At 66.9% G+C, this 24,901-nt stretch carries 24 protein-coding genes and 1 tRNA gene; 10 read left to right on the top strand and 15 right to left on the bottom strand.

Annotation, left to right across the window (positions count from 1 at the left end):
- Positions 1–18: 18 nt before the first annotated feature.
- The 3 genes from disA to QF050_RS02310 form a co-directional block, all read right to left on the bottom strand.
- Positions 19–1,095: a DNA integrity scanning diadenylate cyclase DisA gene (gene disA / locus QF050_RS02320; RefSeq protein ID WP_308928968.1), complete on the bottom strand. Its 1,077-nt coding sequence runs from the start codon at positions 1,093–1,095 to the stop codon at positions 19–21.
- 244 nt (positions 1,096–1,339) lie between these two features.
- A complete protein-coding gene (locus QF050_RS02315) occupies positions 1,340–1,843 on the bottom strand; it encodes a 2'-5' RNA ligase family protein (RefSeq protein WP_308928967.1) in 504 nt (167 codons plus the stop codon).
- Positions 1,844–1,883: 40 nt separating this feature from the next.
- Entirely contained in the window at positions 1,884–2,126 is a 243-nt protein-coding gene (locus tag QF050_RS02310; protein WP_308928966.1) for a hypothetical protein, read from the bottom strand.
- Positions 2,127–2,321: 195 nt separating this feature from the next.
- Between QF050_RS02310 and QF050_RS02305 the strand changes: the two genes are divergently transcribed.
- Together QF050_RS02305 and QF050_RS02300 are read left to right on the top strand one after the other, a co-directional pair.
- Positions 2,322–3,935, top strand: coding sequence for a peptide chain release factor 3 (locus tag QF050_RS02305; RefSeq protein WP_285246791.1), 1,614 nt, complete (start codon positions 2,322–2,324; stop codon positions 3,933–3,935).
- Positions 3,936–3,940: 5 nt separating this feature from the next.
- The gene (locus QF050_RS02300) at positions 3,941–5,170 is read left to right on the top strand and encodes a beta-ketoacyl-[acyl-carrier-protein] synthase family protein (RefSeq protein WP_308928965.1); all 1,230 of its coding nucleotides are present in this window, start codon (positions 3,941–3,943) and stop codon (positions 5,168–5,170) included.
- Position 5,171: 1 nt separating this feature from the next.
- Here QF050_RS02300 and QF050_RS02295 read toward each other — a convergent pair whose 3' ends face one another.
- The 4 genes from QF050_RS02295 to QF050_RS02280 all read right to left on the bottom strand — a co-directional run bounded on the left by QF050_RS02295 (position 5,172) and on the right by QF050_RS02280 (position 9,362).
- Entirely contained in the window at positions 5,172–6,776 is a 1,605-nt protein-coding gene (locus QF050_RS02295) for an aldehyde dehydrogenase (NADP(+)) (RefSeq protein WP_308928964.1), read from the bottom strand.
- 37 nt (positions 6,777–6,813) lie between these two features.
- Entirely contained in the window at positions 6,814–7,728 is a 915-nt protein-coding gene (kdgD, locus tag QF050_RS02290; protein WP_308928963.1) for a 5-dehydro-4-deoxyglucarate dehydratase, read from the bottom strand.
- Positions 7,729–7,890: 162 nt separating this feature from the next.
- Positions 7,891–8,775, bottom strand: a complete 885-nt coding sequence (locus QF050_RS02285; RefSeq protein ID WP_308928962.1) for a LysR family transcriptional regulator — start codon at positions 8,773–8,775, stop codon at positions 7,891–7,893.
- A 98-nt stretch (positions 8,776–8,873) separates the two neighbouring features.
- Entirely contained in the window at positions 8,874–9,362 is a 489-nt protein-coding gene (locus tag QF050_RS02280; protein WP_308928961.1) for an NUDIX domain-containing protein, read from the bottom strand.
- Between the two features lie 115 nt (positions 9,363–9,477).
- Here QF050_RS02280 and QF050_RS02275 point away from each other — a divergent pair, with 115 nt between their 5' ends.
- The gene (locus tag QF050_RS02275) at positions 9,478–9,717 is read left to right on the top strand and encodes a hypothetical protein (RefSeq protein ID WP_308928960.1); all 240 of its coding nucleotides are present in this window, start codon (positions 9,478–9,480) and stop codon (positions 9,715–9,717) included.
- A gap of 77 nt (positions 9,718–9,794) precedes the next feature.
- On the opposite strand, the gene QF050_RS02270 is transcribed toward QF050_RS02275, so the two are convergent.
- From QF050_RS02270 to QF050_RS02260, 3 genes are all read right to left on the bottom strand, one after another.
- On the bottom strand, positions 9,795–11,411 hold the full coding sequence (locus tag QF050_RS02270; protein WP_308928959.1) for a HAMP domain-containing sensor histidine kinase: 1,617 nt from the start codon (positions 11,409–11,411) through the stop codon (positions 9,795–9,797).
- Between the two features lie 184 nt (positions 11,412–11,595).
- Complete coding sequence (gene radA / locus QF050_RS02265; protein WP_308928958.1) at positions 11,596–12,969, bottom strand: DNA repair protein RadA; 1,374 nt, start codon at positions 12,967–12,969, stop codon at positions 11,596–11,598.
- A gap of 69 nt (positions 12,970–13,038) precedes the next feature.
- Positions 13,039–14,166 carry an FUSC family protein gene (locus QF050_RS02260; RefSeq protein ID WP_308928957.1) on the bottom strand — a complete coding sequence of 376 codons (1,128 nt, stop codon included), beginning with the start codon at positions 14,164–14,166 and terminating at the stop codon, positions 13,039–13,041.
- 250 nt (positions 14,167–14,416) lie between these two features.
- Here QF050_RS02260 and pstS point away from each other — a divergent pair, with 250 nt between their 5' ends.
- The 5 genes from pstS to QF050_RS02235 all read left to right on the top strand — a co-directional run bounded on the left by pstS (position 14,417) and on the right by QF050_RS02235 (position 19,051).
- Positions 14,417–15,538 carry a phosphate ABC transporter substrate-binding protein PstS gene (gene pstS / locus QF050_RS02255; RefSeq protein ID WP_308928956.1) on the top strand — a complete coding sequence of 374 codons (1,122 nt, stop codon included), beginning with the start codon at positions 14,417–14,419 and terminating at the stop codon, positions 15,536–15,538.
- A 104-nt stretch (positions 15,539–15,642) separates the two neighbouring features.
- On the top strand, positions 15,643–16,575 hold the full coding sequence (gene pstC / locus QF050_RS02250; RefSeq protein ID WP_308928955.1) for a phosphate ABC transporter permease subunit PstC: 933 nt from the start codon (positions 15,643–15,645) through the stop codon (positions 16,573–16,575).
- Positions 16,576–17,688: a phosphate ABC transporter permease PstA gene (gene pstA, locus QF050_RS02245; protein ID WP_308928954.1), complete on the top strand. Its 1,113-nt coding sequence runs from the start codon at positions 16,576–16,578 to the stop codon at positions 17,686–17,688.
- A gap of 86 nt (positions 17,689–17,774) precedes the next feature.
- The gene (gene pstB / locus QF050_RS02240; RefSeq protein ID WP_018763202.1) at positions 17,775–18,554 is read left to right on the top strand and encodes a phosphate ABC transporter ATP-binding protein PstB; all 780 of its coding nucleotides are present in this window, start codon (positions 17,775–17,777) and stop codon (positions 18,552–18,554) included.
- 98 nt (positions 18,555–18,652) lie between these two features.
- Positions 18,653–19,051 (top strand): hypothetical protein, encoded by a 399-nt coding sequence (locus tag QF050_RS02235; protein ID WP_308928953.1) that lies wholly within the window; start codon positions 18,653–18,655, stop codon positions 19,049–19,051.
- A gap of 34 nt (positions 19,052–19,085) precedes the next feature.
- Here QF050_RS02235 and QF050_RS02230 read toward each other — a convergent pair whose 3' ends face one another.
- The 3 genes from QF050_RS02230 to QF050_RS02220 all read right to left on the bottom strand — a co-directional run bounded on the left by QF050_RS02230 (position 19,086) and on the right by QF050_RS02220 (position 21,678).
- Positions 19,086–20,096: an anion permease gene (locus QF050_RS02230; protein ID WP_308928952.1), complete on the bottom strand. Its 1,011-nt coding sequence runs from the start codon at positions 20,094–20,096 to the stop codon at positions 19,086–19,088.
- 1 nt (position 20,097) lies between these two features.
- On the bottom strand, positions 20,098–20,715 hold the full coding sequence (locus QF050_RS02225; protein WP_308932076.1) for a nuclease PIN: 618 nt from the start codon (positions 20,713–20,715) through the stop codon (positions 20,098–20,100).
- A gap of 303 nt (positions 20,716–21,018) precedes the next feature.
- Complete coding sequence (locus QF050_RS02220) at positions 21,019–21,678, bottom strand: hypothetical protein (RefSeq protein WP_018763206.1); 660 nt, start codon at positions 21,676–21,678, stop codon at positions 21,019–21,021.
- A gap of 210 nt (positions 21,679–21,888) precedes the next feature.
- Here QF050_RS02220 and QF050_RS02215 point away from each other — a divergent pair.
- Positions 21,889–21,961: transfer RNA gene (locus QF050_RS02215), tRNA-Lys, on the top strand.
- A gap of 107 nt (positions 21,962–22,068) precedes the next feature.
- Here the strand turns inward: QF050_RS02215 and QF050_RS02210 are convergent.
- Positions 22,069–22,572, bottom strand: a complete 504-nt coding sequence (locus tag QF050_RS02210) for a GNAT family N-acetyltransferase (RefSeq protein ID WP_308928951.1) — start codon at positions 22,570–22,572, stop codon at positions 22,069–22,071.
- A gap of 70 nt (positions 22,573–22,642) precedes the next feature.
- Here QF050_RS02210 and QF050_RS02205 point away from each other — a divergent pair, with 70 nt between their 5' ends.
- Positions 22,643–23,656: a LacI family DNA-binding transcriptional regulator gene (locus tag QF050_RS02205; protein ID WP_308928950.1), complete on the top strand. Its 1,014-nt coding sequence runs from the start codon at positions 22,643–22,645 to the stop codon at positions 23,654–23,656.
- Between the two features lie 65 nt (positions 23,657–23,721).
- Here QF050_RS02205 and QF050_RS02200 read toward each other — a convergent pair whose 3' ends face one another.
- A complete protein-coding gene (locus QF050_RS02200) occupies positions 23,722–24,669 on the bottom strand; it encodes an ANTAR domain-containing protein (protein ID WP_308928949.1) in 948 nt (315 codons plus the stop codon).
- Positions 24,670–24,901 lie beyond the last annotated feature (232 nt).

The raw sequence follows: 24,901 nt of genomic DNA, 5'->3' as shown, positions 1-24,901 counted from the left end.
CGGGAGCCGGGGTGATGTTTAGAGGAAGCGGTCCAGGAGGCTCGCTTCGGCCATCCGGCTCAGGCCTTCGCGGACGGTGCGGGCGCGCTGGTCGCCGATGCCGTCCACGGTCATCAGGTCATCAATAGTGGCGGCCATCAGGAACTGCAGCCCACCGAAATGGTCCACCAGGCGGTCAGCCACGGCCTTGGGAACGGCCTTCAGGCCGGACAGCAGCCGGTAACCGCGCGGCTGCACTACGGCATCGAGGTTGGCCTCGCCTCCGGCGAATCCCACGATCGCCGAAATCTTGCCAAGGTCGATCAATTCCGTTGGCCCCAGGTTCACCAGTTCGCTGACAGCCCTCTCGATGTCTTCCGCCGACGCGTTGGGGCTGGCGTAGTCGCGGATGATCACGTCGCTGCCGGGGCCGCGGCCCACCGTGAGCTCGTCGAGCTGGAGGGATAGAAGCCGGCCGTCTTCGCCGAGTTCCAGGACATACTGGGAGATTTCCTCGGAGATGCGGCGAACCATTTCCTGCCGCTGCAAGGTCACGGCCACATCCCGGACCGTCACCATGGCCTCAATCTCCAGGGCCGAGAGCGAACTGGTGACCTGGTCCAGCCGGGCGCGGTAGCGCTCAAGCGTGGCAAGGGCCTGGTTGGCGCGGGCCAGCACGTTTTCGGATCCCTCCAGGACGTGCCGCAGGCCGTTGACGTAGAGGGCGATGATCTGCATGGACTGGCTCACGGAGATCACGGGGACACCGGTCTGCTTGGCCACCCGCTCAGCGGTGCGGTGACGGGTTCCGGATTCCTGCGTTTCGATGCTCGAATCCGGGACCAGCTGGACGGCGGCCCGCAGAATGTTGCCGGCGTCCTTGTCGCAGATGATGGCGCCGTCCATCTTGGCCAGCTCGCGCAGGCGGGTGGGCGAGAACTCGATCCCGATATCGAAGCCGCCGGAACAGATGGAATCGATGGTGCGGTCAGAGCCCAGGACGATCAGCGCGCCGGTACGCCCGCGGAGGATGCGTTCCAGGCCGTCGCGGAGGGGCGTTCCGGGGGCCACCCTGCCCAGAGTGGCCCGCAGGGATTCTTCGGGGCTCCGCGCCATAGGTATTTCCCTTCAAAGGTGCGGACCGCCGCCCGCAGGAATGCCGGCATCCGCAGTTGGCCGGCAGGATCAAAAAGTACTCTGATTCCCGCAAGCTCAATGATAGGGGTAAGAAGCGCTACTTCCGCACGGGCAAGCCCCAAAGTGCCCCGTTAGGGGGAGTCGCGAAGGGCCAGGAAAATGCCTTCCGAGGCCGGGCCCGGGAGGGCACTTTGCCACCCATGGCCCGGGGCCCAGGCGCTGCTCAGGAGGATCCGCGTCCCAGGGGCGTCACGGTCCTGGTACTCCCATCCCAGAGCCTGGCGCCGGTGCACCGGCCGTCCACACGCAGGTCCAGCAGGTCCATCGCTGTTCCGAGTTGCGGCCCGGCGATGCGGCGGGCAATGGTGACGTGCGGCGTCCAGGCTCCCGGACGCGTCAGCGGAAGCGCCCCGGACACGTCCCGGTGCAGGGCGCGGTGCAGGTCCAGGAGGGCAGGATCAAGCAGGACCGAGCGGGCCAGGACGTACTTCCCCGCACCCGCAGGAAAAATGATTGCGCCGGAAAACGTCACGTCCAGTGGCAACTGCTCCCAGGGTCCATCCGGTCCTGCCTCCAGTTCAGTGCCTGCAGCCAGCGTGATGTGCGGGCTGTTGCTGGAGGAGGAGTGGGCCGCCAGGCTCGGGAGGCCGGCGGCCGCAAGCCGCGCCCAGTCCGCCCTGACCAGGGAATCGGTGGGGCCATCGAAGACCAACTCGATGCTGCGCATGAACACATCATGCCGTTCCCGCAGCACGGCGGTGGGAACTTCAGCGTTTACGCTCCCTGAGCATCCGCTCCAGGTCACTGCTCACTTTAAAGAGGGAAGCTGCCCGGAGCGCCCTGTGTTCGGCCGCGGACTGGACCCCGCGCTTCCGCGCCGCCCCGGGCTGCCGGGCGGAATCCGGGTCGGTACGCCCTGCGGCGGCCAGGCCTGCCACGAGGTTGTTGCCGAGGTTGGTGGCCAGCGGATCGAAGAAGAGGTTGCCGGAGAAGGTGGGACCGTGGATCATCCGCCCAAGCTAGCCGCTGCGCATTTCACGGCCTTGAACTTCCGGTTTCGCACTCGTTAAGCGGGACGGGTCCCGTTTGCTGCCCTGCGATAAACTTGTACTTTGGCCGCTTGCCAATGACATTCCCCGCCCTTGAGTCGCAGCGCACCACCCGACAGGCCCCTGGGCAGCCACAACCGCAGCGAAAGTAGCACCGTGTCCCAAGATGTCCTGACCCCCGCCCGGATCTCCGAGATTCACAAGGAAGCGGGCCGCCGCAGGACCTTCGCCGTCATTTCCCACCCGGACGCCGGCAAGTCCACGCTCACCGAAGCGCTGGCGCTGCACGCAAAGGTCATCGGCACGGCCGGCGCCTCCAGCGGCAAGGCCAACCGCAGGGAAACGGTCTCTGACTGGATGCAGATGGAAAAGGACCGCGGCATCTCCATCAGCTCGGCGGCGCTGCAGTTCTCCTACCGCGATACCGTCATCAACCTTCTGGACACCCCCGGCCACGCTGACTTCTCCGAGGACACCTACCGCGTGCTCGCCGCCGTCGACTGCGCCGTGATGCTGGTGGACGCCGCCAAGGGCCTGGAAACCCAGACCATGAAGCTCTTCGAGGTCTGCAAGCAGCGCAACCTGCCCATCATCACCGTCATCAACAAGTGGGACCGGCCGGGCCTGGACGCCCTGGCCCTGATGGATGAAATCACCGAACGCACCGGCCTCCAGCCCATGCCGCTGACCTGGGCCGTCGGCATCTCGGGCGATTTCCGCGGCGTCTGGGACCTGCGCAACGACCGCTTCGCCAGGTTCCAGCGCAACAACGCCGGCGCACAGATCGCCATCACTGAGTACTTCACTCCCGAGGAAGCCGCGGAAAACCAGGGCAGCAACTGGTCCGACGCCGTCGATGAGGCCGGACTGGTCATCGAGTCCAACCTCGAGTTCGACGTTGACGCCTTCCACGCGGGTAAGGCCACCCCCATCCTGTTCAGTTCGGCCGCACTCAACTTCGGCGTCAAGGAACTGCTGGATGCCCTGGTGGACTTCGCCCCGCCCGCAGCGCCCCGGCCGGACATCGACGGCAACCCCCGCGCGGTGGAAGCACCGTTCTCCGGCTTCGTGTTCAAGGTCCAGGCCGGTATGAACAAGGCGCACCGGGACCACGTGGCCTTCATCCGCGTCTGCTCCGGCGTCTTCGAGCGCGGCATGGTGGTCACCCAGACCCGCACCGGAAAATCCTTCGCCACCAAGTACGCGCAGCAGGTCTTCGGCCGCGAACGCGAGGTTATCGACGAGGCCTACCCGGGGGATGTGGTTGGCCTGGTCAACGCTTCCTCGCTGCGGGTGGGCGACAGCCTGTTCCTCGAGGAAGCGGTGGAATACCCGGCCATCCCGCTGTTCGCCCCGGAACACTTCCAGGTGGCGCGGTCCAAGGACCCCAGCAAGTTCAAGCAGTTCCGCCGCGGCATCGAACAGCTCGAGCACGAGGGCGTCATCCAGCTGCTCCGCTCCGACCTCCGCGGCGACCAGGCGCCGGTGCTGGCCGCCGTCGGACCCATGCAGTTCGAGGTGGTGGAGGACCGCATGGCGCACGACTTCAGCGCCCCCATGCGCCTGGAGCGCCTGCCCTACTCCCTGGCCCGGATTTCGACGGCGGACGCCATGCCCGCCCTTGCCAACGTGCCGGGCGCGGAGGTGCTCCTGCGGTCCGACGGCGAATACCTCGCCTTGTTCAACGACGTCTGGGCGCTGCGGCGGATCGAGAAGAACCACCCGGACCTGACGCTCGTGCCCATCGGCACCCACAACCCGGCGAAGTAGCCGTGATGACCGCAAGCCAACCACGCGTCCTGGTCACCGGCGCCGGCACCATCAACCCGCTCGGTTCCACCGTCAAGGAAACCTGGGAGGCCCTGCTGGACGGGCGCTCCGGCATTGCGGCGCTTACCCAGGACTGGGCGGAGCAGTTGCCGGTCAAAATCGCCGGGCAGGTCACGGCAGACCTTTCGGAGCACCTGAGCACCCGTGAAATGAAGCGGATGGACCGCTGCGGCCAGCTGGCCCTGGTCGCGGCGCGGGAAGCCTGGACCCAGGCCGGTGCCCCGGACGTGGATCCCGAGCGGTTCGCCGTGGTGATTGGCTCCGCCTACGGCGGCCTTGGCTCCACCCTTGAGCAGGACCGCACGCTGGCCCGTTCAGGCCCGCGCAAGGTGTCCCCGCACACCCTCACCCGGTTGATGGTCAATGGCCCCGCAGCCTGGGTGTCCATCGACCTTGGTGCCCGCGGTGGCGCCCGGACGCCCGTCAGCGCCTGCGCCTCAGGGGCTGAGGCGATTGTCCAGGCAGCCGAAATGATCCGCTCCGGCGCGGCCGACGTCGTGATTGCGGGCGGGGTGGACGCCTCAGTGAACGACCTCGTGATCAGCGGCTTTTCGCAGATCCGTGCCCTGTCCACCCGCTCCGGTGATCCGCAGCTTGCCTCCCGCCCGTTCGACGGCGGCCGGGACGGCTTTGTGCTGGCAGAAGGCGCCGCGGTGGTGGTGCTGGAGAGCGAGGCCCACGCACGTGCCCGCGGCGCCGCCGTGCTGGGGGCCGTTGCCGGTGGCGCGGTGACCTCCGACGCCAACGACATCGTGGCCGCCGATCCCGCCATGCAGCGCCGGGTCATGCAGAAGGCGCTGGACTCCGCCGCGATGCGGCCGGAGGACATCGGGTTCGTCCATGCGCACGCCACCTCCACTCCCGTGGGTGACCGGCTGGAAGGCCAGGCCATCAACGCCGTTTTCGGCGCCAACGTGCCCGTTACCTCCACCAAGGGGCACACCGGCCACCTGCTGGGCGGCGCCGGTGCGCTTGCCGCCGTCGTGGTCCTCGAAGCCCTGCGGACCGGCCAGGTGCCGGGAACGCTGAATGTGGAGGCTCAGGACCCGGAAGTGGACCTTAACGTGGTCACCGAAGGCACCCACCGGCTTCCGCCGGGCTTTGCCCCGGCAGGGCTGGTGAATGCCTTCGGTTTTGGCGGCCACAGCGTGGCCCTGGTGCTTACCGGCGCGTAGGTTAAGCGCCCAACGCTGCCGCCTCTGCGGCGGCGGCCATGGCGCCGTCGATCCGCCGGTTCAGGTGCCAGGGGTTGGCGTCCTGAAGTGCTTCGGGGAGCAGTTCCCGGGGCAGGTTCTGGTAAGCCACCGGGCGGAGGAAGCGGTTGATGGCCAGGGTTCCCACGGAGGTGGTGCGGCTGTCGGAGGTGGCGGGGAAGGGGCCGCCGTGGACCATGGCGTGGCCTACTTCCACCCCGGTAGGCCAGCCGTTGACGATGATGCGTCCTACCTTCTGTTCGAGGACGGGGATCAGGCGTGCCGCAGTCGGGTAGTCCTCTTCGGTGAGCTGGAGCGATGCGGTGAGCTGGCCTTCGATTCCGGCGGCGGCCGTGAGGAGGTCCTCAATGCTGTTGTAGCGGATCACCAGGGACGCGGCGCCGAAGATTTCCTGGTGCAGGACGTGGTTGGTGGTGAACTGATCCACGCCGGTGCCGAAGATGGCGGGCGCCGGGGCGTTTTCGGTGGGGCCGGGAGTGCCTTGGCCGATGAGTGCGACGCCGGCTCCGGAGCCGAGTGCCTCGGTTCCGGTGTTCCATGACCTGGCGATGCCTTCGGTGAGCATGGTCTGGCCGGTGCTGGCGGCGATGGCGCGTCCGACGGCGGCTGCGAGTTTGTCTCCCGGCTCGCCTGCGGGGGCGAACAGCAGGCCCGGGGAGGTGCAGAGCTGGCCTGAGCTGCCCGTGACGGAGGCGACGTACTGCTGGGCCAGTGCCTCGACGTCGCCTGTGAGGGCGCCCTCGAAGACGAAGACGGGGTTCAGGGACGACATTTCCGCATAGACCGGGATGGGTTCCGGGCGGGCGGCGGCGGTGCGCATCAGGGCGATGCCGGCGGTCTGGGAGCCGGTGAAGCCGACAGCCTTGATGGCGGGGTCGGCGACGAGGGCCTGGCCGATGCTGGAGCCGGGGCCGTAGATCAGGGAGAAGACGCCGGGGTGCAGGCCTGCGTCCTTGACGGCCTTGGTGACGGCGTGGCCTACGAGTTCGCTGGTGCCGGGGTGGGCGTTGTGGGCCTTGAAGACCACCGGGCAGCCCGCGCCAAGGGCCGAAGCGGTGTCTCCGCCCGCGGTCGAAAAGGCCAGCGGGAAGTTGCTGGCGCCGAACACTGCCACCGGGCCGAGCGGGATCTGGCGCTGGCGGATGTCGTCGCGGGGGAGTGGCGTGCGGTCGGGGAGGGCGGGGTCGATCCGGACGCCGCGGAAATCGCCCTGGCGGACCACGCCGGCGAAGAGGCGCAGCTGGCCGGTGGTGCGGGCACGCTCACCCTGGAGTCGGGCCGCCGGCAGGCCGGTTTCCTGCCCGGCGCGGGTGATGAGTTCATCACCAATGGCCTCGATGTTGTCCGCGATGGCTTCAAGGAACGCGGCGTGGGTTTCCGGGTCCAGGGCGCTGAAGGACGGGAACGCTTCCTTGGCTGCGGACGTGGCGGCCTTGAGCTGTTCTTCGGTGAGCAGGGAATAGGCCGGTTCCAGGGCCTGGTTGGTGGCGGGGTTGAAGCCCGTGGTGGTCTTGCCTTCGCCGGCAACCGTCCGGCCGGCGATGAGTGAATGTCCGGTGAGGGTCATGGGGTCCTCCTGTGGTGGGAGTGGTGCTGTCTGACGGTCAGGAAATGGTGGCGATCAGGGCCGTGAGGTCCGCGAGGTCCTGCGGGGCCAGGTTCTGCAGCGGCGTGCGTACCGGCCCTGCCGAACGGCCGATGGCGTCCAGGCCGCCCTTCACGATGGACACCGAATAGCCTTTCACACGGTCCCGGATGTCCAGGTACGGGATCACGAACCCGTTGAGCTTCTTGTTGACTGCGGCGCGGTCGTTGTTGCGGACGTCCTGGTAGAAATCCAGCGCGAACTGCGGGACGAAGTTGTACATGGCGCTGGAGTAGGTGCTCATGCCCAGCTGCAGCAGGGGCAGGGCGAAGGTTTCGGCGGTGGGCAGGCCGCCCAGGTAGAAGAGCCGGTCGCCGAGCTTGGCGTAGACGCGGGCGTCGTGTTCCAGGTCTCCCACGCCGTCCTTGAATCCGATCAGGTTCTGGTGCCGCTCGGCCAGGGTTGCCACGGTGGTGTCCTTGTAGATGGCGTTGGCACGGTTGTAGATGATGACGCCGAGCGACGTTGCGCGGCAAACGGCGCTGACGTGCTCCGCCAGCCCGGCCTGATCCGCTTCGGTCAGGTAGGGCGGCAGCAGCAGGATGCCTTCGGCGCCGGCGGCTTCGGCCGCCTTGGCGTTTTCGATGGCCTGGGCGGTGGACCCGCCGGCCGATGCAAGCACGGGGACCCGTGCTCCTACTTCGTCGACGGCGGTGCGCACCACTCGTTCCGATTCGGCAGGGGTGAGGGAGAAGCCTTCGCCGGTGCCGCCGGCAGCGAACAGGCCGGCTACCGGGAAGCTTGCCTGCCACGCCAGGTGTTTGCGGTAGTTCTCTTCATCAAACTGCAGGTTCGCGTCGAAGGAGGTCACGGGAAAGGACAGCAGCCCTTCTTTGAGCGTGTCCGCCAGTTCCTGGGGTGCGTACTTAGCCACGGGTTCCTCCGGTGTGTGTGCCGCGGGCGGCAGGCTGGGTGGTTTCCTTCCAGCCTAGAAACCCCCTCCGATGCCTGTCCAAGTGCTTTTTTGGATGCTTTGATACCTTGACGGCATAGCAGCCGGATGCTTTCGGCGCCGGAGGCCTGCCTGGGGGTGGCCTTACCCTCTGGCGAATTCCAGGTCCCGCAGGAGACGGGAAAGTGCGGGGTTGGTGATCCGCCGGTTCCACAGGGCATGCAGTTCCACTTGCTCGCGGCTCCCGCCCTCCAGCGGAAGGAACCCCACACCGTGGATGCCCAGCATGGTGGCCGAATGCGGGACGAATGCCAGCCCGCGCTTCGCCGCCACCAGGGACACCATGGTCAGGATCTGGCTGACCGTGTGCACCACGTTGGCGTGCCGGACGGGGAACATGCGAACGACGAGATCGTAGAAGTACCAGGCCTGGGTGGGGGAGTGCATGATCAGCGGCTCGTCGCTGAGGTCGTCCGCGGTGACCGGCCGGTCCAGCAGCGAGAGCGGGTGACCCTCGGGTACTGCAAGCACCATGGATTCCCGGTAGAGCAGGCGGGAGTCAAAGGTGGCCTGGTCGAAGGGGGGCCGGGCGAGGCCCAGATCCAGCTCGCCTGTCAGGAGGCCGGTCAGTTGCTCGCCGGTGACCAGTTCCTGCAGTTCGATATCGACGTCGGGGATGATGCGTGACAGCTCGTCCAGCACCGGGCCCAGGATGCTGAACCCGCTGGCCGCCGTGAAGCCGATCCGCAGGACCCCCGACCGTCCGGAGGCGATCCGGCGGGCAGTTGCCGGTGCGCGTTCGGCCAGTGCCATGAGCCGGCGCGCCTCGTCCAGAAACGTCCGGCCGGCGGATGTTAGCTCCACCTTCCGGTTGTCCCGCTCCAGCAGCTCGGCCCCGACGATCTTCTCCAGTTTCTGGATCTGCCGGCTCAGGGGAGGCTGCGTCATGTTCAGGCGCTCGGCCGCCCTGCCGAAGTGCAGTTCCTCCGCTACGGCGATGAAACCGGCCAACTGGTCGAAGGTAAACATGATGCCTTCCGGGTATCAAGAGATGAAGACTTTGGCTTAGTCAGGCATCATAACGTCCGCGGGCGCCAAAGACGGCAGCGGAGCTCCTCCTTATGTCCTTAGGCCAGCGAAAGGTCCTTGAGCAGCGCATCCAGGATGGGCAGCTGGCCTTTCACGAGCTTGAGCCGGGCCTCATGCTCCGTGACCCACCGGGCGTCGTCGATCTCGGGGTAGTGCTGGATCTTTCCCGATCCCTTGGGCCATTCAAGGGGGAATGTGTTGCTGCGGATGGCTTCCGGTGCAAACCCGGCCTGGGCCGCGAAAACGGCAATGACTTTTCCCGATGACTGCCGGAATTCGCCCAACAGGCGGTATTCGGCCTCAGGGGCGGGAACGCCCATTTCCTCGGCGAACTCGCGCAGCGCCGCGGCCTGGGCATTCTCGCCGTCGGAATACTCGCCTTTGGGTATGGACCAGGCATGGGCGTCCTTGCGGCTCCAGAACGGGCCGCCCATGTGGGCGATCCACACCTGCAGCCCATCGGTGGCGCCGGGCGCCTGGCCCGGAGGCCGCTGGTACAGCAGGATCCCTGCACTTCGAACCGGCATTGGTTCCCTTCCCGGCTGCTGTTGCTGACGCGTAATTGCCGTCCGCCGTTAACGTTGTATTCACGGCCCTGCTTTAGGTTATTCCTTCAGGCACTCTGCTCGAAGGGACCCGGTCATGGCCAATATTGCTGAGGTTTTGGGACGGCTCACGCCGGAGGAAGTTGCTGAACTCCGCAGCCTTGGTCCGCAGGGCCACCTGCCGCGGCACCTGGTGGAAGCACTGGACCGTGCCGCCGGAGGAACAGGATCGGGCCGCGGCTACTACGTTGCCAACGGCAACGTCAGCTCAACCGGCGGCCCGCTTATGGTGCTGCGCAGTGACGTTTCCAGCTGGTTGACCGGCGCCGATTCCTGACCGCGACCTCCGGCCGGGGTTACCGGCGGACCGGCCGGAGCTTCGGGAGGGTCCCGGCGGAAACCCGCCCGGGCTGCTCATGATTCCGGCAGGATGAAGGTGGCGCTGGTGCCTGCGCCGGGTTTACTGGCCAGGCTGATCGAGCCACCGTGGCCCTCCACAATGGTTTTGCTGACCGGCAATCCCAGGCCCGCCCCCGGGATGGCTGTGGACCGCGAGCGCGCGGAGCGGAAGAACTTGGTAAACGCCTGTTCCTGCTCCTCCTCGCTCATGCCCACGCCGGTGTCCGTGATGGAACAGACAAGCCCGGCCTCGGTCCTGGTGGCAGTAGCGGTGATGAGTCCACCGTCCGGGGAGTATTTGACGGCGTTGGACAGCAGGTTGTGAAGAACCTGGCTGATCCTGGCCGGGTCTGCACGGACAGGCAGGGGCTGTTCGATCTCGATCTTCACCTGCAGGCCGTTCCCGGCCGCGCGGGGGAGGGCGGCATCCACCGCGCGGGTCACCAACTGGGCAAGGTCCGTCTCCTCCAGGGACAGTTCCACGCGCTCCGAGGCCACGGCAATGAGGTCGTTGACCAGGCTCATCAAATGGTCGGCGTTGCGCCGGACCACCAGCAGCTCCGCCCGGATGTCGTCGTGGTCAGGCTCTTCCAGGACCAGTTCCAGGTAACCGAGTATTGATGTCAGGGGAGTTCGCAGCTCGTGCGAAACGGTGGCTACGAAGTCGTCCTTTGCTGCCAGGGCGCCGATCAGGTCGGTCACATCCGCGAAGGTGATGACGCCGCCGGCCTCCTGGCCGCCTGCGGCAGGAAAGCCATGGGAACTTACAGAGTAGGCGCGCTGGCCGTCCGCGGGTCCGGCCCAATAGAGCTCGTCCATGAACGCCTCCCCGGCTGCCGCGCGCTCAGCCGGAAGTGACCCGGCAGGGACGGGGGTGGTGCGGTCTGCCGCCAGCAGCTGGCTCTTTTCGCCGCCTGGTTCAACAAGGCCTGCAAGGGCGGGATCGGACTGAAGGGTCCTGTTCGTCAGCACCGTGTTGCCTTTGCGGTCTACCACCCAGACGCCCACGCCCACCGCTCCGAGTACTGCATCAAGCAGGTTCTGGCGCCGGACGCTTTCGTCCAGCGTCCGGCCAAGGTGATGCTCGCTGTCCACCAGCTGTATGCGGTGGCGGCGGATGGTGGTGGCCACTACGTGCGCGGTTACGGCCATGACGGACATGACCAAGGGGAGGATGAGGACGCGGATCATCGAGCCCGCTGCCGGCGGTGACCCCAGCGCTGCAGCCGGGACCACGGTGCTGAGGATGGTCCCGGCGATGGCGAGAGCGGGCATGAACGGCCGGACTTGGGCCGAGAGCCAGATGACCGGAAACACCAGCATAAGGCTGAGGACGTTGAAGGCAGGTCCACCTGCCTCCCGGGTAAGCCCGATGGCAAGGCAGTCAAGGAGGGGGATCACGGCGAATGCCGGGCCCGGCAGTCGCCCCCACGGTACCGCGACGCACGCTGCGGCTATTGCCAGGTGGAACAGCAGCGCAGCCAGGAACCGGCTGTCGGTCAGGGTCCACGGGCTGAACATTGCGGCTGCAACCACCACCAGTGCCATGGTCAGGGTGACCGGCAGTTGGCTGGCCATCACGCGCTTGCGGGCGCTGAGGCCGCCGAAGAGCCCATCCAGGCGATCTGACACAACGGGTTCCGGCAGTGTTTTGCGCGCCCGGACGCGCACCTCTGTCTTGCCTTGCTGTTCCCGGATTACCACGCTGCCCCCAGCACAGAAATGTCATGCCCCCGTCTGCAAGAAGGTCCTGCAGCCACAGTACCCGCGTGGATGCGGGTTCTCACGGCAGGTGCCGGGTTTATTGGCATGGGGCCTATCCGATCAAGAGGCTGAGGGCCTCCGTCAGGTGTTCCACTTCCCGCACCGAGAAACCGGCGGGCACCGGGCCCGGCCCCGTGTGACTTGCGGGAACCACTGCATGCGTGAATCCCAGCCGGTGGGCCTCCTGGATGCGCTGGTTGATCCCAGGTACCGGACGGACTTCACCGGCGAGCCCCACCTCACCGAAGGCAACCAGCCGGATGGGCAGCGGTTTGCGGGCCTTCGCCGACGCCACTGCCAGGGCCACCGCAAGGTCCGTAGCGGGTTCACTGAGCTTGACGCCGCCAACGGTGGCAACGTAGGAATCGTCCTTGTGCAGCATGGTTCCGGCGCGCTGCTGCAGTACGGCAAGCAACATTGACACCCGTGAACTGTCCAGGCCGCTGGTGGCCCGGCGGGGCTGCGAGTTGGGACTTTCGGCCAGCAACGATTGAACCTCGGCGAGCAGGGGGCGGCGCCCCTCCATGGTGACGGTGATGCAGGTTCCCGAAACCGGCTCCTTGGTGCGGCTGACGAACAGCCCGCTGGGATCAGCCAGGCCCTCAATCCCGTTTTCATTGAGGTCGAAGCAGCCCACATCATCGGTGGGCCCGTACCGGTTCTTCACTGCGCGCAGCAGCCGCAGCCGGGAGTGCCGCTCGCCCTCGAACTGGCACACCACGTCCACCAGGTGTTCCAGCAAGCGCGGGCCCGCGATTGAACCGTCCTTGGTGACGTGCCCCACCAGCAGGGTGGTCATGTTCCGCCGTTTGGCCGCGGCAATGATGGAGGCCGCCACCTCGCGCACCTGGGAAACACCGCCGGCGCTGCCGTCCACGTCGGCGCTGCTGAGGGTCTGCACGGAGTCCACGATCAGCAGCCGCGGCTCAATGTTTTCCACCTGGCCCAGTGCCTGGCCCAGGTCCGTCTCGGCGGACAGGTACAGGGATTCGGCGACGGCGTCGATCCGTTCCGCGCGCAGCTTTACCTGCGCGGCCGACTCTTCCCCGGTGACATAGAGGACGTCCTGGGCGGTACGCGCGAACTTGGCGGCCACATCCAGCAGCAGGGTGGATTTGCCCACGCCGGGCTCGCCCGCCAGCAGGATGACCGCGCCGGGAACCAGTCCGCCGCCGAGGACGCGGTCCAGCTCGTCCACTCCGGTGGGCAGGAACGCCGCCGTGGTGGCGTCCACATCCGCGATCCGGCGCGCCGGCTCCACCACCGTTGTGGCGGCGGTGGTCCGTGCCACCGCTGTGCCCGTTTCCTCAACCGTGCCCCACGCCTGGCACTCGCCGCAGCGGCCCACCCATTTGGCGGTGGTCCAGCCGCATTCGGCGCATTTGTAGGCGGGTGCCTTTGATGCCCGGGAAGTCTTTGTTGCCATGGGTTCAACCCTAGTGGCGGCCACCGACATCAGGTTCCCCCGGGTTTCGGCGGGCTCGGCCCACCCGTACTACAGCGCAGGCAGAACGTCCCGGGCCTCGGCCGCGTCCATGCCCGTCGCCTCCAGCAGGTCCACCATCAGGGGCCGGAACAGCATGACCACCGTTTCGCCCTCCAACCGCTGGACTTCCAACAGCTTCGGGTGCAGCCGCAGCGCAATTTCGCTGAGGTCGCGCCTGGCCGTTCGCAGGTGGGCGCGCCGGACGCCGTCGTGCGTTTCCGCCAGTCCCAGCGAGAGCTCATCAATGGCGGCAGCGGTCTCCTGGAGCACCCCGGCGATGCTGTCCGTGGCCTCGTCCGAGAGCGCCGCGTGGTTGATGGCGCTGGTCAGCCGCCGCGCGAAGACGCGGCTGTTCCGCAGCGCCAGGTCGATGTAGTCCAGCGACTGCTTGAGCCGGTCCAGTTCGTCCCGGTGCCGCCGGTAGGCAGGCGCCAGCGTGGCCACCTCCCCGGACGCCCGCAGGGACTGGCGCATCGCATCCACCAGGGGCTGGCAGTTCCTGCCGCGGATCAAGGCATGCCAGGCCTGGGTGGAGTCGCTGTTGACCAGGGCACCCGCGCATTCGCGCAGGACCTCGGCCAACTCATGCAGCAGTTTCTGGACGTCCCGGCGCGGCTCCCGGCGGGGGTCTTTCGGCACCAGGATGGTCACCAGCAGCGCACACAGGCCGCCCACTACGGCGTCGATGCTTCGGGTGAAGGGTCCGCCGGAGGGCGCCGGCAGCAGAACCACCAGCAGCGACTGCAGGGCCAATTGGGTGGTGAAGATATTTCCGCTGTCCAGGAACCGGGCCAACAGGATGGAGAAGAGCAGCACGACGGCGGCAACCCAGATTTCGCCGCCCAGCCAGTGCAGGAGCAGGTCGCCCACCGCGATGCCGATGGTGCAGCCAAGTCCCACTTCCATCACCCTGCGCAGCCGCGGCTCACGCGAGAAACCGAGGGCGATCAGTGATGACGTGGCAGCGAACAGTGGGCCGGAATGGCCCAGGACATACTCCGCGAAAGCGTAGGCACCCACCGCGCAGACCGTCATCTGGATGGCGGGGACAAAGGAGTTGCGGCTGCGGATCAACCCGGTCCGGACGCGGGTGCGCAGGAACCGCCGGCTTGCTGAGAGTCCTGCTGGGATGGCCATGCGTTCAAGTCTATTCAGGTCCCGTCCCCTGCCGGGTGGGGTCCACTACGGCTGGACGTGTGATCTGCGCAATGGCGACCCGGCATTTGTCAGCCAATATCCCGCCGTCGTTAATCATCCGTTCACTTTGGACAGCCCATCCCGTTACCTGCGGCCCATAGCTTTCTTGAAGGTACACAACGTACGCATCGCGCAGCAGGGTTCTCCGTCCCTGTCCCGCACCTGAATAACCCTGGAAGGGGTACATCTAGTGAAGGCACTTCGCTTCGGCCGCCACGCGGCTATCGCTGTTATCGCTGCGGGCGCACTCGCGCTGTCCGCCTGCGGTTCAGACAACGCCACGGGCACCGCGCCTGCAGGCAACCAGGCTTCCTCCGGCACCAAGGTCACCGGCACGCTGACCGGCATCGGCTCCTCCGCGCAGGGTGCGGCCATGGATGCATGGAAGACGAACTTCGCCTCCGCCAACTCCGGCGCCAGCGTGCAGTATTCCCCGGACGGCTCCGGTGCCGGCCGCAAGGCAATCCTCGACGGCTCGGCACAGTTCGCCGGCTCGGACGCCTACCTGACGGACGCCGAGTACGCTTCCTCCAAGGACAAGTGCGGCCCCGACGGCGCCATCAACGTCCCGGTCTACATCTCCCCGATCGCCGTGGCCTTCAACGTTCCCGGTGTCACGGACCTGAAGCTGGACGCCACCACCGTTGCCAAGATCTTCCGCGGCCAGATCGCCAAGTGGAACGACCCCGCGATCGCTGCCCTGAACGCCGGCGTGTCGTTGCCGGACCTCAAGGTCACCCCGGTGAACCGCTCCGATGACTCCGGCACCACCCAGAACTTCACGGACTACCTGTCCGCCGCCGCCTCCGACGTCTGGACCGACAAGGCCGCCGGTGTCTGGCCCGCCAGCCTCCAGGGCGAGAACGCCAAGGGAACCTCCGGTGTGGTCAAGACCGTGACGGACACCCCCGGTGCCGTGACCTACGCTGACGACTCCGCCGTGAGCGGCAAGATGGGCGTTGCCCAGATCAAGGTGGGCGATTCCTTCACCAAGATCTCCGCCGATGCCGCCGCCAAGGCAGTGGACGCCGGCAAGCCCGTTGACGGCCGCGCCGCCAACGACCTCTCCATCAAGCTGGACCGCAAGACCACCATCGCCGGTGCCTACCCGATCGTCCTGGTGTCCTTCCACGTCCTGTGCACCACGTACGACAAGCAGGAGACCGTTGACCTGGTCAAGGCTTTCGAGCACTACGTAGTTTCCGCTGAGGGCCAGAAGGCCGCTGCGGACTCGGCCAAGTCCGCTCCGCTGTCCTCCGACCTCGCAGCCAAGGCCGCCAAGGCCGTCGACTCGATCAAGGTCAAGTCCTAACTATCGCCGCAAAAACCGGGTTCCCCGCCTGCCGGAAGGCAGTGCGGGGAACTTGGCTTTGCACCTTGCTTCCTTAATCCAGCAACGAATCGAAGGGCCGTCGAATGACCGCCACCTCCCTGACCAGTACACAGGGCGCCGGCCGCACCGGGGACAAAGTCTTCTCCGGAGCCGCGCTGGCCGCCGGCTGCCTGATCCTCGCCGTCCTCTTCGGCGTCGCACTCTTCCTGGTGGTCCAGGCAATTCCCGCGCTGACCGCACCGGCTGACAAGATCCAGGGCGGACAAGGCTTCTTCGCCTACATCTGGCCCATCGTCATCGGGACCCTCATCGCCGCCGTCATCGCGCTGGTGATCGCCACCCCGGTGGCCATTGGAGTGGCGCTCTTCATCTCGCATTTCGCGCCGCGCCGCCTCGCCTCCGGGCTCGGCTACGTCGTGGACCTGCTCGCCGCCATCCCCTCCGTGGTCTACGGCGCCTGGGGCGCGGCGTTCCTGGCCAAGCAAATCTCCCCCGCGTACGGGTGGCTTGCGGAGAACATGGGCTGGCTCCCCATCTTCGAGGGCCCCGCCTCCACCACCGGGAAGACCATCCTCACCGCGGGCATCGTCCTGGCGGTCATGGTCCTGCCGATCATCACCTCGCTGTCCCGCGAGATCTTCCTGCAGACCCCCAAGCTGCATGAGGAGGCGGCGCTGGCGCTCGGTGCCACCCGCTGGGAAATGATCAAGATGGCCGTGCTGCCCTTCGCCCGCCCGGGCATCATCAGCGCGGTAATGCTGGGGTTGGGCCGCGCGCTGGGCGAAACCATGGCCGTTGCCCTGGTCCTGTCCTCCGGCGCCCTGACCGCCAGCCTGATCCAGTCCGGCAACCAGACCATCGCCGCCGAGATCGCACTGAACTTCCCGGAAGCCAGCGGCATCAAGGTCAGTACCCTGATCGCCGCCGGCCTGGTCCTGTTCGTCATCACCCTGGCCGTGAACATGATCGCCCGCTGGGTCATCACCCGGCACAAAGAATTCTCGGGAGCCAACTAAATGACCTCCACGCTTACCCCGGTCCGCAGCAAGCGGTCCGCGCTCACCAAGGGCCAGCTGCCCAAGTATGCCCCGTACGCCGTCCTTGCCGCGGCGTTGATCGTCGGCGCCGCCATCCTTGCCCTGATTGGCTTCAATGCGTTCGGCTGGGGGATAGTTTCGGCCCTGCTGTTCGCCATCGGCCTGGTGTCCTGGAGCGCAGTGGTGGAAGGCTCCCGGAGGGCCAAGGACAAGCTGGCCACCTGCCTGGTGGTCGGCTCGTTCCTGGTGGCCCTGCTGCCGCTCGTTTCGGTGATCTGGACGGTGCTGGTGAACGGCATCCCGGTGCTTACGGATCCCGGGTTCCTCACCACCTCCATGAACGGCGTGACGGGCGCGTTCGACAACAAGGCAGTGGAGGGCGGCGGCCCGGTAATGGGCGGCATCTACCATGCCATCCTGGGCACCGTGCAGATCACCCTGCTGGCCACCGTGATCTCCGTTCCCGTGGGTCTGCTCACGGCCATCTACCTGGTGGAGTATGGCCACGACGGGCGCCTGGCCAAGGCCATCACGTTCTTCGTGGACGTCATGACCGGCATCCCCTCCATCGTGGCCGGCCTCTTCGCCGCGGCATTCTTTTTCGTGGTCGTGGGCCCGGGCACCAAGACCGGTGCGGTGGCCGCCGTCGCCCTTTCGGTGCTGATGATCCCCGTGGTGGTCCGCTCCAGCGAGGAAATGCTCAAGATCGTCCCCAACGAGCTGCGCGAGGCCGCCTACGCCCTGGGCGTGCGCAAGTGGCGGACCATCCTCAAGGTGGTCATTCCGACGGCGATCTCCGGCATCGCGTCCGGCGTCACCTTGGCGATCGCGCGCGTCATCGGTGAGACGGCGCCCATCCTGGTCACCGCGGGCTTTGCCACGAGCATCAACTCCAACGTGTTCGGCGGCTGGATGGCCTCGTTGCCCACGTTCATCTACACCCAGATCCTGAACCCCACGTCGCCGTCCAACCCGGACCCCTCCTCGCAGCGGGCCTGGGGAGCGGCTCTGGTGCTGATCATCCTGGTCATGGTCCTGAACCTGGCGGCACGCCTGATCGCCAGGATCTTCGCCCCCAAGACCGGCCGGTAACCGGGCCGAGGCCCACCGGCCCGGTCTTCCGCCCCACCGCGGCGGATCCTAGACTTCAACCCATACCCAGTTAGTGAAGGAACACCATGTCTAAGCGGATCGACGTCAAGGATCTGAACGTGTACTACGGCGATTTCCTCGCCGTGGAGGACGTCAGCATCAACATCGAGGCCAAGTCCGTCACCGCGTTCATCGGACCGTCCGGGTGTGGCAAGTCCACGTTCCTGCGGACCCTGAACCGCATGCACGAGGTCATCCCCGGCGCCCGGGTGGAAGGCGAGGTGCTGCTGGATGGCGACAACCTCTACGGCCCCGGCGTGGATCCGGTGACGGTCCGCTCGCAGATCGGCATGGTTTTCCAGCGCCCCAACCCGTTCCCCACCATGTCCATCCGGGACAACGTGCTTGCCGGCGTCAAGCTGAACAACAAGAAAATCTCCAAGGGCGAGGCCGACGTCCTGGTGGAGCGCTCGCTCAAGGGCGCCAACCTGTGGAACGAGGTCAAGGACCGGCTGGAGAAGCCCGGTTCCGGCCTCTCCGGCGGCCAGCAGCAACGGCTCTGCATCGCCCGGGCCATCGCCGTGGAGCCGCAGGTGATCCTGATGGACGAGCCCTGCTCCGCGCTGGACCCGATTTCCACCCTGGCCATTGAGGACCTCATCAATGAGCTCAAGGACCAGTACACCGTGGTGATCGTGACCCACAACATGCAGCAGGCTGCCCGGGTCTCGGACAAGACGGCGTTCTTCAACATTGCGGGCACGGGCAAGCCGGGCAAGCTGATCGAGTACGGTGACACGCACACGATCTTCAGCAACCCGGTGCAGAAGGCCACTGAGGACTACGTCTCCGGACGCTTCGGATAAAAGGCTGGTTCGGGCCTTGTTGGCGGAGCCCGGCAGTATTTAGTACGCTAAACTAGATACTTTTGAAACTAGTAGTAAGCGAGCTTAGGAGCTTTGCCATGACGCAGACGGCCAGCAACCCAGGCCCCCAGCTTACGGTTTCCGTACCCGCCGCGGGCGCACTGGCGCAGTCCGCCGCGCACGTGCAGGACTTCGACGCCGCGGCCGGGCTTGCCGCCACCCTTGGCGGTGGGCCCTTGGTTCCGCTGCTTGACCCGGAAGCCGCATTGGCCGCCGGGGACACGGACGATGTGCTGGCAGGGGTGTGGCGGACCAGTTCCTACCTTGAGAGCAAGCAGTGGGAGCTGGACAGCGCCCTGGAGGCATTGCGCCGGGCCGTCCAGAAAGCGGCCTCTGCGGGAGTCGCCCAGGATGAACTCTGCACGGCGGCGAACCTGTCGGCCGAAGAGCTGGCCGCGATCCTGCTGGCGCCCGACGCCTTGCCCGCTGCCCTCTAGGACGACCACGCCTTTCGGGTCCCGCAGTCCGCGGCTACCCCGCCAGCGGTGACAGCGCCAGTGCCAGCACGAAGGCCAGGGCGCAGGTGGCCACCGGCGTCAGGACCCAAAGCCAGATGATCCTGATGACCAGCCTCCGGTTCGTCACGGAGAAATGCTGGTTCTCGCCCGCGCCCAGGGCGCCGGCCGTGACCGTGTGGGTGGTGGAGAGTGGCCAATGCAGCCCGATGGCACCCACAAACAGCATCAGCGCGCTGAAGGTCTGGGCCACCGAGCCGCGCAGGGGATCGATCCGGGTGATCTTGTAGCCGATGGTGTACGAGATCCGCCATCCTCCGAACAGGGTCCCGGCGGTCATCATCACCGCGGAAAGCAGCGCGACCCAGACGGGAATCCCGCCGTCGGCATACCCTGCCGCCAGCAGGGCCAGCAACAGCACTGCACTGACCCGCTGCCCGTCCTGCAGGCCGTGACCAAAAGCCACCGCACCGGCGGCGATGGCCTGCCCCCTGCGGAACCGCTGGTTCACCACGTTGGGTTGGGTGTACCGCGCTCCCCAGGTTGCCGGATACACCAGCAGGAAAGATCCGCTGTAGGCCACCAGCGGGGAAAGCACCAGCGGCAGCACCACCTGGAACAGCAGCGACTGGTCCACACCGGCCACACCAGGGCCTCCCACCGCCAGGCTGGCCAGGCCGGCCCCGGCAAGTCCACCCACCAGGGCGTGGGTGGAGGAGGCGGGGATGCCGCGGCGCCACATCAGCAGGCCCCAGGCGCAGGCGCTGGCCAGGCCGGCTGCCAGGATGGCGAGGCCGCCCGGCCCGGCTGGAAGGTTGATCCAGGTCCGGCTGGCGGCGACCGCGAGCATCGCGCTCAGCAGCGCGCCCACGAAGTTGAAGAACGCGGCGAGGAGAATGGCCACGCTGGGCGTGAGGGCGCGGTTCCGCACGGCAAGGGCCACCGAGGTGGATGCGTCACGGAAGCCGTTCAGGAAGGCAAACACTGCTGCCAGCAGGACCACCGCAGCGAAGATGGCTGGCGCCACGTCAGGATTCCTTGACGATGATGCTGCCTACCTGGGTGGCCACCCGCCGCATGTCCTTGGTGACCTCCACCAGCTGGTTGGCGATGTCCCGGTTGCGGGAGTACTGCGCCCACTTCATGTCGGCGATCATGTCGGCAACCCACACCCGGTGGGTGCGTTCAGCCCGCTTGGCAAGGCGCAGGATCTCGATCCAGTAATCCTCGAGGTCATCCAGAGCATTGAGCCGGCGCATGGCATCCACGGTCAGCTCGGCTTGCCGGCTGATGATCTCCAGCTGGTCGGCCGCCCGCTTGGGCAGGCGGTCCAGCTTGTACAGGGCCACCAGCTCCGCCGCCGCGTCCATCTTTTCCATGGCCTCGTTGAGGTAGCGGGACAGGGCGTACATGTCCTCGCGGGGCAGCGGGTTCACAAAGCTGGTGCGCATATGGGTCAGCAGCGCGAAATGAAGTTCGGCGGACTTGGCCTCGAGGTTGTGCATGTCCTCCACGAGCTTGCCGTGCTCGTCCGCGGGTACGCCGAGGATTTCGGCCAGGGTTGCACTGGCCAGCACGATCTGTTGTGCCATCTGCGAGAGGAGGTTCAGCCCTTCGGGCTCCTGGGGAAAAAGGCGCAGCTTCACGTGGTTACCGGTCTCCGGGGACTGTTCAAGGCGGGCGTTGCTGCGGTGTGACTTGACTCCGGCGCGCAACTGTCGCCTACTCTACCGGCCCGAAACAGTGTGCCTTGAATTGGCCGCCGCGAAGAGGACAGAAAAATGGTGCCGAACCGGATACGCCTCTCGGCGGTAGGCCGCTCTAGGCGGCTAATTGTTGAAGCCCGGGGGTTTCGCGGCTCGGCACCGGTTTCAGTCTTCTACTTCGCCCCGCCCAAGTCAATCTTGACAGCCGGCCCTTGGCGGGTCGGGAAAACGGCTGGATGGCGGTCAATCGAGTTCGCCCAGGCGCCACGCGTTGGCGGCGTGTTCCAGGTCCTCGGCAGTCTTGACCAACTGATGCGAATTGCGGGTCAGTTTGCTGGCGTGGGCCTCGTTGGCGTGCTCTGCGCCGTCGGCGAGAGTGGCCTGGCCGAGTGCCACCACCCGGCAAAATGCCGCGGAACGCTCCAGGGCGACGTCGAAATCGCCGTCGAACGCGCCGGAGAGGATGGCGTCTGCCATGGTGCGCATTTCATCCGCGCCCGGCGGCTCGGCGGCGCCAGCCACCACGTTGGACACCTGTGCGGTGTCCCTGCCGGCGCGGAAGTAGACGGAGATCCGTTCGGGGTCACGGACCGTGGCGGCGCGGAGCGCGTAGAGCCGCCAGAGCGCACCGGGCAGGGAACGGGCGGGACTCTCAGCCCACATCTCGGCGATGGCGTCCAGGCCCTGTTCGTCGGCGAGCTTCACCAGGCGTTCAGTGATCACGGGATCATCGCTGTCCCGGCCATGGCGGACCAGCGCCTGAGCGGCCAGGTGGGCGGCTTCCGAGACGCGGGCGGGATCGGCGCCGCCGGCGAACGGCTCGAAATCCATCGGGGCGAACGGCTTTGGCTTGTGGTGCCGGTTGCTGCCGCCGTACGGGCTGGTTCCTGCTTGCTCGCTCATGCCCCCACGCTACTCCTGTGCCACGGTGTAAATCGAGCATGCGCGGGGCTGGGCAGGGGTACCCGGACAGGGCCTCGGGCGGGCGGGGAAAGCGGTCGGCGACGGCGGCCGGGCCGTGTGCGAAGACGCCGGCACCATGGGTTAGAGTATTAACGTCCAGAAATGGATTGGGCCGGATGGAATGACACAGCGTGTCTGACTGACCGGCAGGGGCCTTTAGCTCAGTTGGTAGAGCATCGGACTTTTAATCCGTGGGTCGAGGGTTCGAGCCCCTCAGGGCCCACCCATGTGTCACCCGGCACCCCTGGCTGGCCGGATCGTACTGGAAGGCGCGTACCTCCTGTGCGCAGCGGCAGGCGGCCGCGATCCTGCACCATGCGAAAGCTGCCCTCAGCGCGTGGCGGGCCCGCGCTCCATACAGAGAAGCCGCGGACGGTCGTCCCATGCCGGAACAACGCGGAATCCCCGTTTTCCGTACAGCCGTATCGCGTCGCCCCGCCAGTCCCACACGGTCAGGCGCACAGGCAGGTCCTGCTTCCTGAGCGCGGCATCGATCAAAGCGGACCCCACCCGGTGTCCCCTGGCGCCGGGGTCAACCCATACCCGCTTGATTTCCCGTTCCGAGGCAGTTTCCTGCAGCACCGCGACCCCCACGGGCGAATTGCCGAGTTCCGCCACCAGCACTTCCGCGCCCGCATAGGCGCGGGCCGGATTTTCGATTTCCGGGTGATAACGGCCGGGAACATGGCCGTCGGCAAATGCGTGGCCCAAATGGACGGCCTTTTCGCGTTCAGTCTGGAGCAAATATGCCGTCACCAGGCGCCGGACCGCTTCGGCGTCCGGGCCCTCGAGATCGGCTGGGCGGACTGTCAGTGCACTGCGTTCGGTATCCACGGCACCATTCTGCCAACCACGCCCGGTCCTGAGCCCGTGCCGCCAACACGGCAGCAGGCACAATAGGCACATGGCAAAAACCAGCAAGGGCCGGATGCCGCGCCTGGAAGACGTGGCCGAGCTGGCCGGCGTCTCCCACCAGACAGTTTCCCGGGTGGTCAACAACCACCCCAACGTCAGCAAGGCGACCCGTGAAAAAGTGGAGGCCGCCATTGCCGAACTGGGGTACCGGCGCAATACCGCGGCGCGGAGCCTGGTCACCCGGCGCTCGCAGACCATCGGAGTGCTGGCAAGCGAGCTCTCACAGTACGGCCCCGCCAACACGCTGCTGGGGGTGGAGCAGGCCGCCCGCGAAGCCGGGTACTTCGTAAGCATCGCGGCCTTGCGCGAGGTGGGCCCGGATTCCATTGCCAATGCGGTCAGCCACTTCATGGACCAGGCAGTGGACGGGATCGCCGTGCTGGTGCCGCATTCGGACACCCTCGCCGTGCTGGAGCAAATGAATCTTCCCGTTCCCGTAGTGGCGGTTGGATCCGCAGGAAGCGACTCCGTCAGCGGCGCCATGGTGGACCAGCGCGCCGGGGCGAGGCTCGCCGTCGAACACCTCATCAAGGAAGGCCACAGGCGGATTGGCCACGTGGCCGGGCCGTCCGGCTGGACGGACGCCACCCAGCGTTCCGACGGGTGGCGGGCCACGCTGCGGGAGGCGGGACTGGACGAGTCCCTGCTGGTGGAAGGGGACTGGAGCGCAGGAAGCGGCTATGCAATCGGCCGCCGGCTGGCGTCCGAACTGACAGCCACGGCTATCTTCGTGGGCAACGACCAGATGGCCCTGGGCCTGCTGCGCGCCTTCACCGAAGCAGGAGTCAAAGTGCCCGACGACGTCTCCGTGGTGGGCTTCGACGACCAGCCGGAAGCGGGCTACTTCACCCCGCCGCTGACAACCATCCGGCAGGACTTCGAAGAATTGGGGCGGCGCTGCATGGACATCATGCTTAAGGAGATCGAGTCCGGCGCCGCCGTAAGCTCCACCGTGGTCCCGCCCGAGCTGGTCCTGCGCGCCAGCACCGCGGCGCCGGCGTAGCGACTGCACCCGTCCGGGGCCGTCAAAACTTAGGCGCAACTGAAGGCAAAGCCCGCCGGGATCGGCTAGCGGCCGAAGTGCGGCGGCGGGGCGCCTTCAGGAAGCCGTTCCAGGATGTCTTCGGCCACCTTGCGGACCTTGATGTTCCGGTGGCTCGACGCCTTTGCGAGGATGGCGAACGCCTCCTCGTAGGAGCACCTGTTCTGGCCCATGATCACGCCGCAGGCAATATTGATGGACGTCCTGCTGTCCAGGGCCGAGTGGAGATCGGCCGCGAGGGAGCGGGCGGCGTGCAGGTTGATGGCCATTTGGAGGCTCCGCGCCGCCAGGGCAGCGAAGCCGCGGGCTTCGGCGATGACCTGGAGCGGGAACGCCTTCGCGTCCAGCGCGAAGAAGGCGAGGGCCGCGGTCGCCCGGCCCAGGGCGCCTTCCCCCTGAAGTGTTTCCGTGGCCGGAAGTCCGGCGTCCAGCTGGAGCCGCACTGCCAGGGCACTGCCGAATCCGGCGGACTGCAGCTGGCCGGAGTACTCGCGCCAGCGGAAGTCACCGTTCCGTTGAAGCACCGCCACCGGATGGCCGCCTGCCAGGACATCGGTCACCGGCCCCTCCGAGGCCTCGCGTTCCCAGCCGAGCAGGTTGAGCACCTCTTCGGTGGTGCCGGATATCGCCGGACTCCGCTTTGGGTGGTGCAGCACCAGGCCGCAGCCGACCTCAATGCCCGCGGTCCTGGCAACGTGCCCGGCGGACGCAGCCGCCAGCAGGTCCAGGGAGTCGGCGAGGGTTTGGGCGCCGTTGACCACGTCCAGTAAGAGAGCTGGATTGCGGCGGCGTTCGAGTCCCGGTTTGGCAGGCGCGGCGATGGCAGTGTTGCCCCTGCGGGAGTCCGATGACGTTGGAGGGCCGGCGACGGCTGGGGGAGAGCCCTTGGTCTCAAAGGGCTCCTCGTCGCCGGCCCCGCTTATTACCCGGGCCCTGTGGGCCGGGAAGCCTGTGCCTGCGTGTGGTGCATTCATTGCCTGTGCCACACCCCCCTAGTGAGCCAAGTACCGAGAGCCGGAACCGGTATTGCCTCTGGGAAAAACCTAGTGGCCAGGAAGCCCCGGGTGAATGCGTAGTTGATACCTGTTTTTGGGATGGGGCAGTACTTGGAATCCCGCCCTGGGACGCCCGGCGGGGCATTGCCGCAGGTGGGATCCGGCCCCGCCGCGACCTCCCGGGGACCACGACAAAGCACGCCGGAAATCC

The sequence above is a fragment of the Arthrobacter sp. SLBN-112 genome (assembly GCF_030944625.1).
Lineage (GTDB): Bacteria > Actinomycetota > Actinomycetes > Actinomycetales > Micrococcaceae > Arthrobacter.
This window is presented reverse-complemented; position numbering and strand designations above follow the sequence as displayed.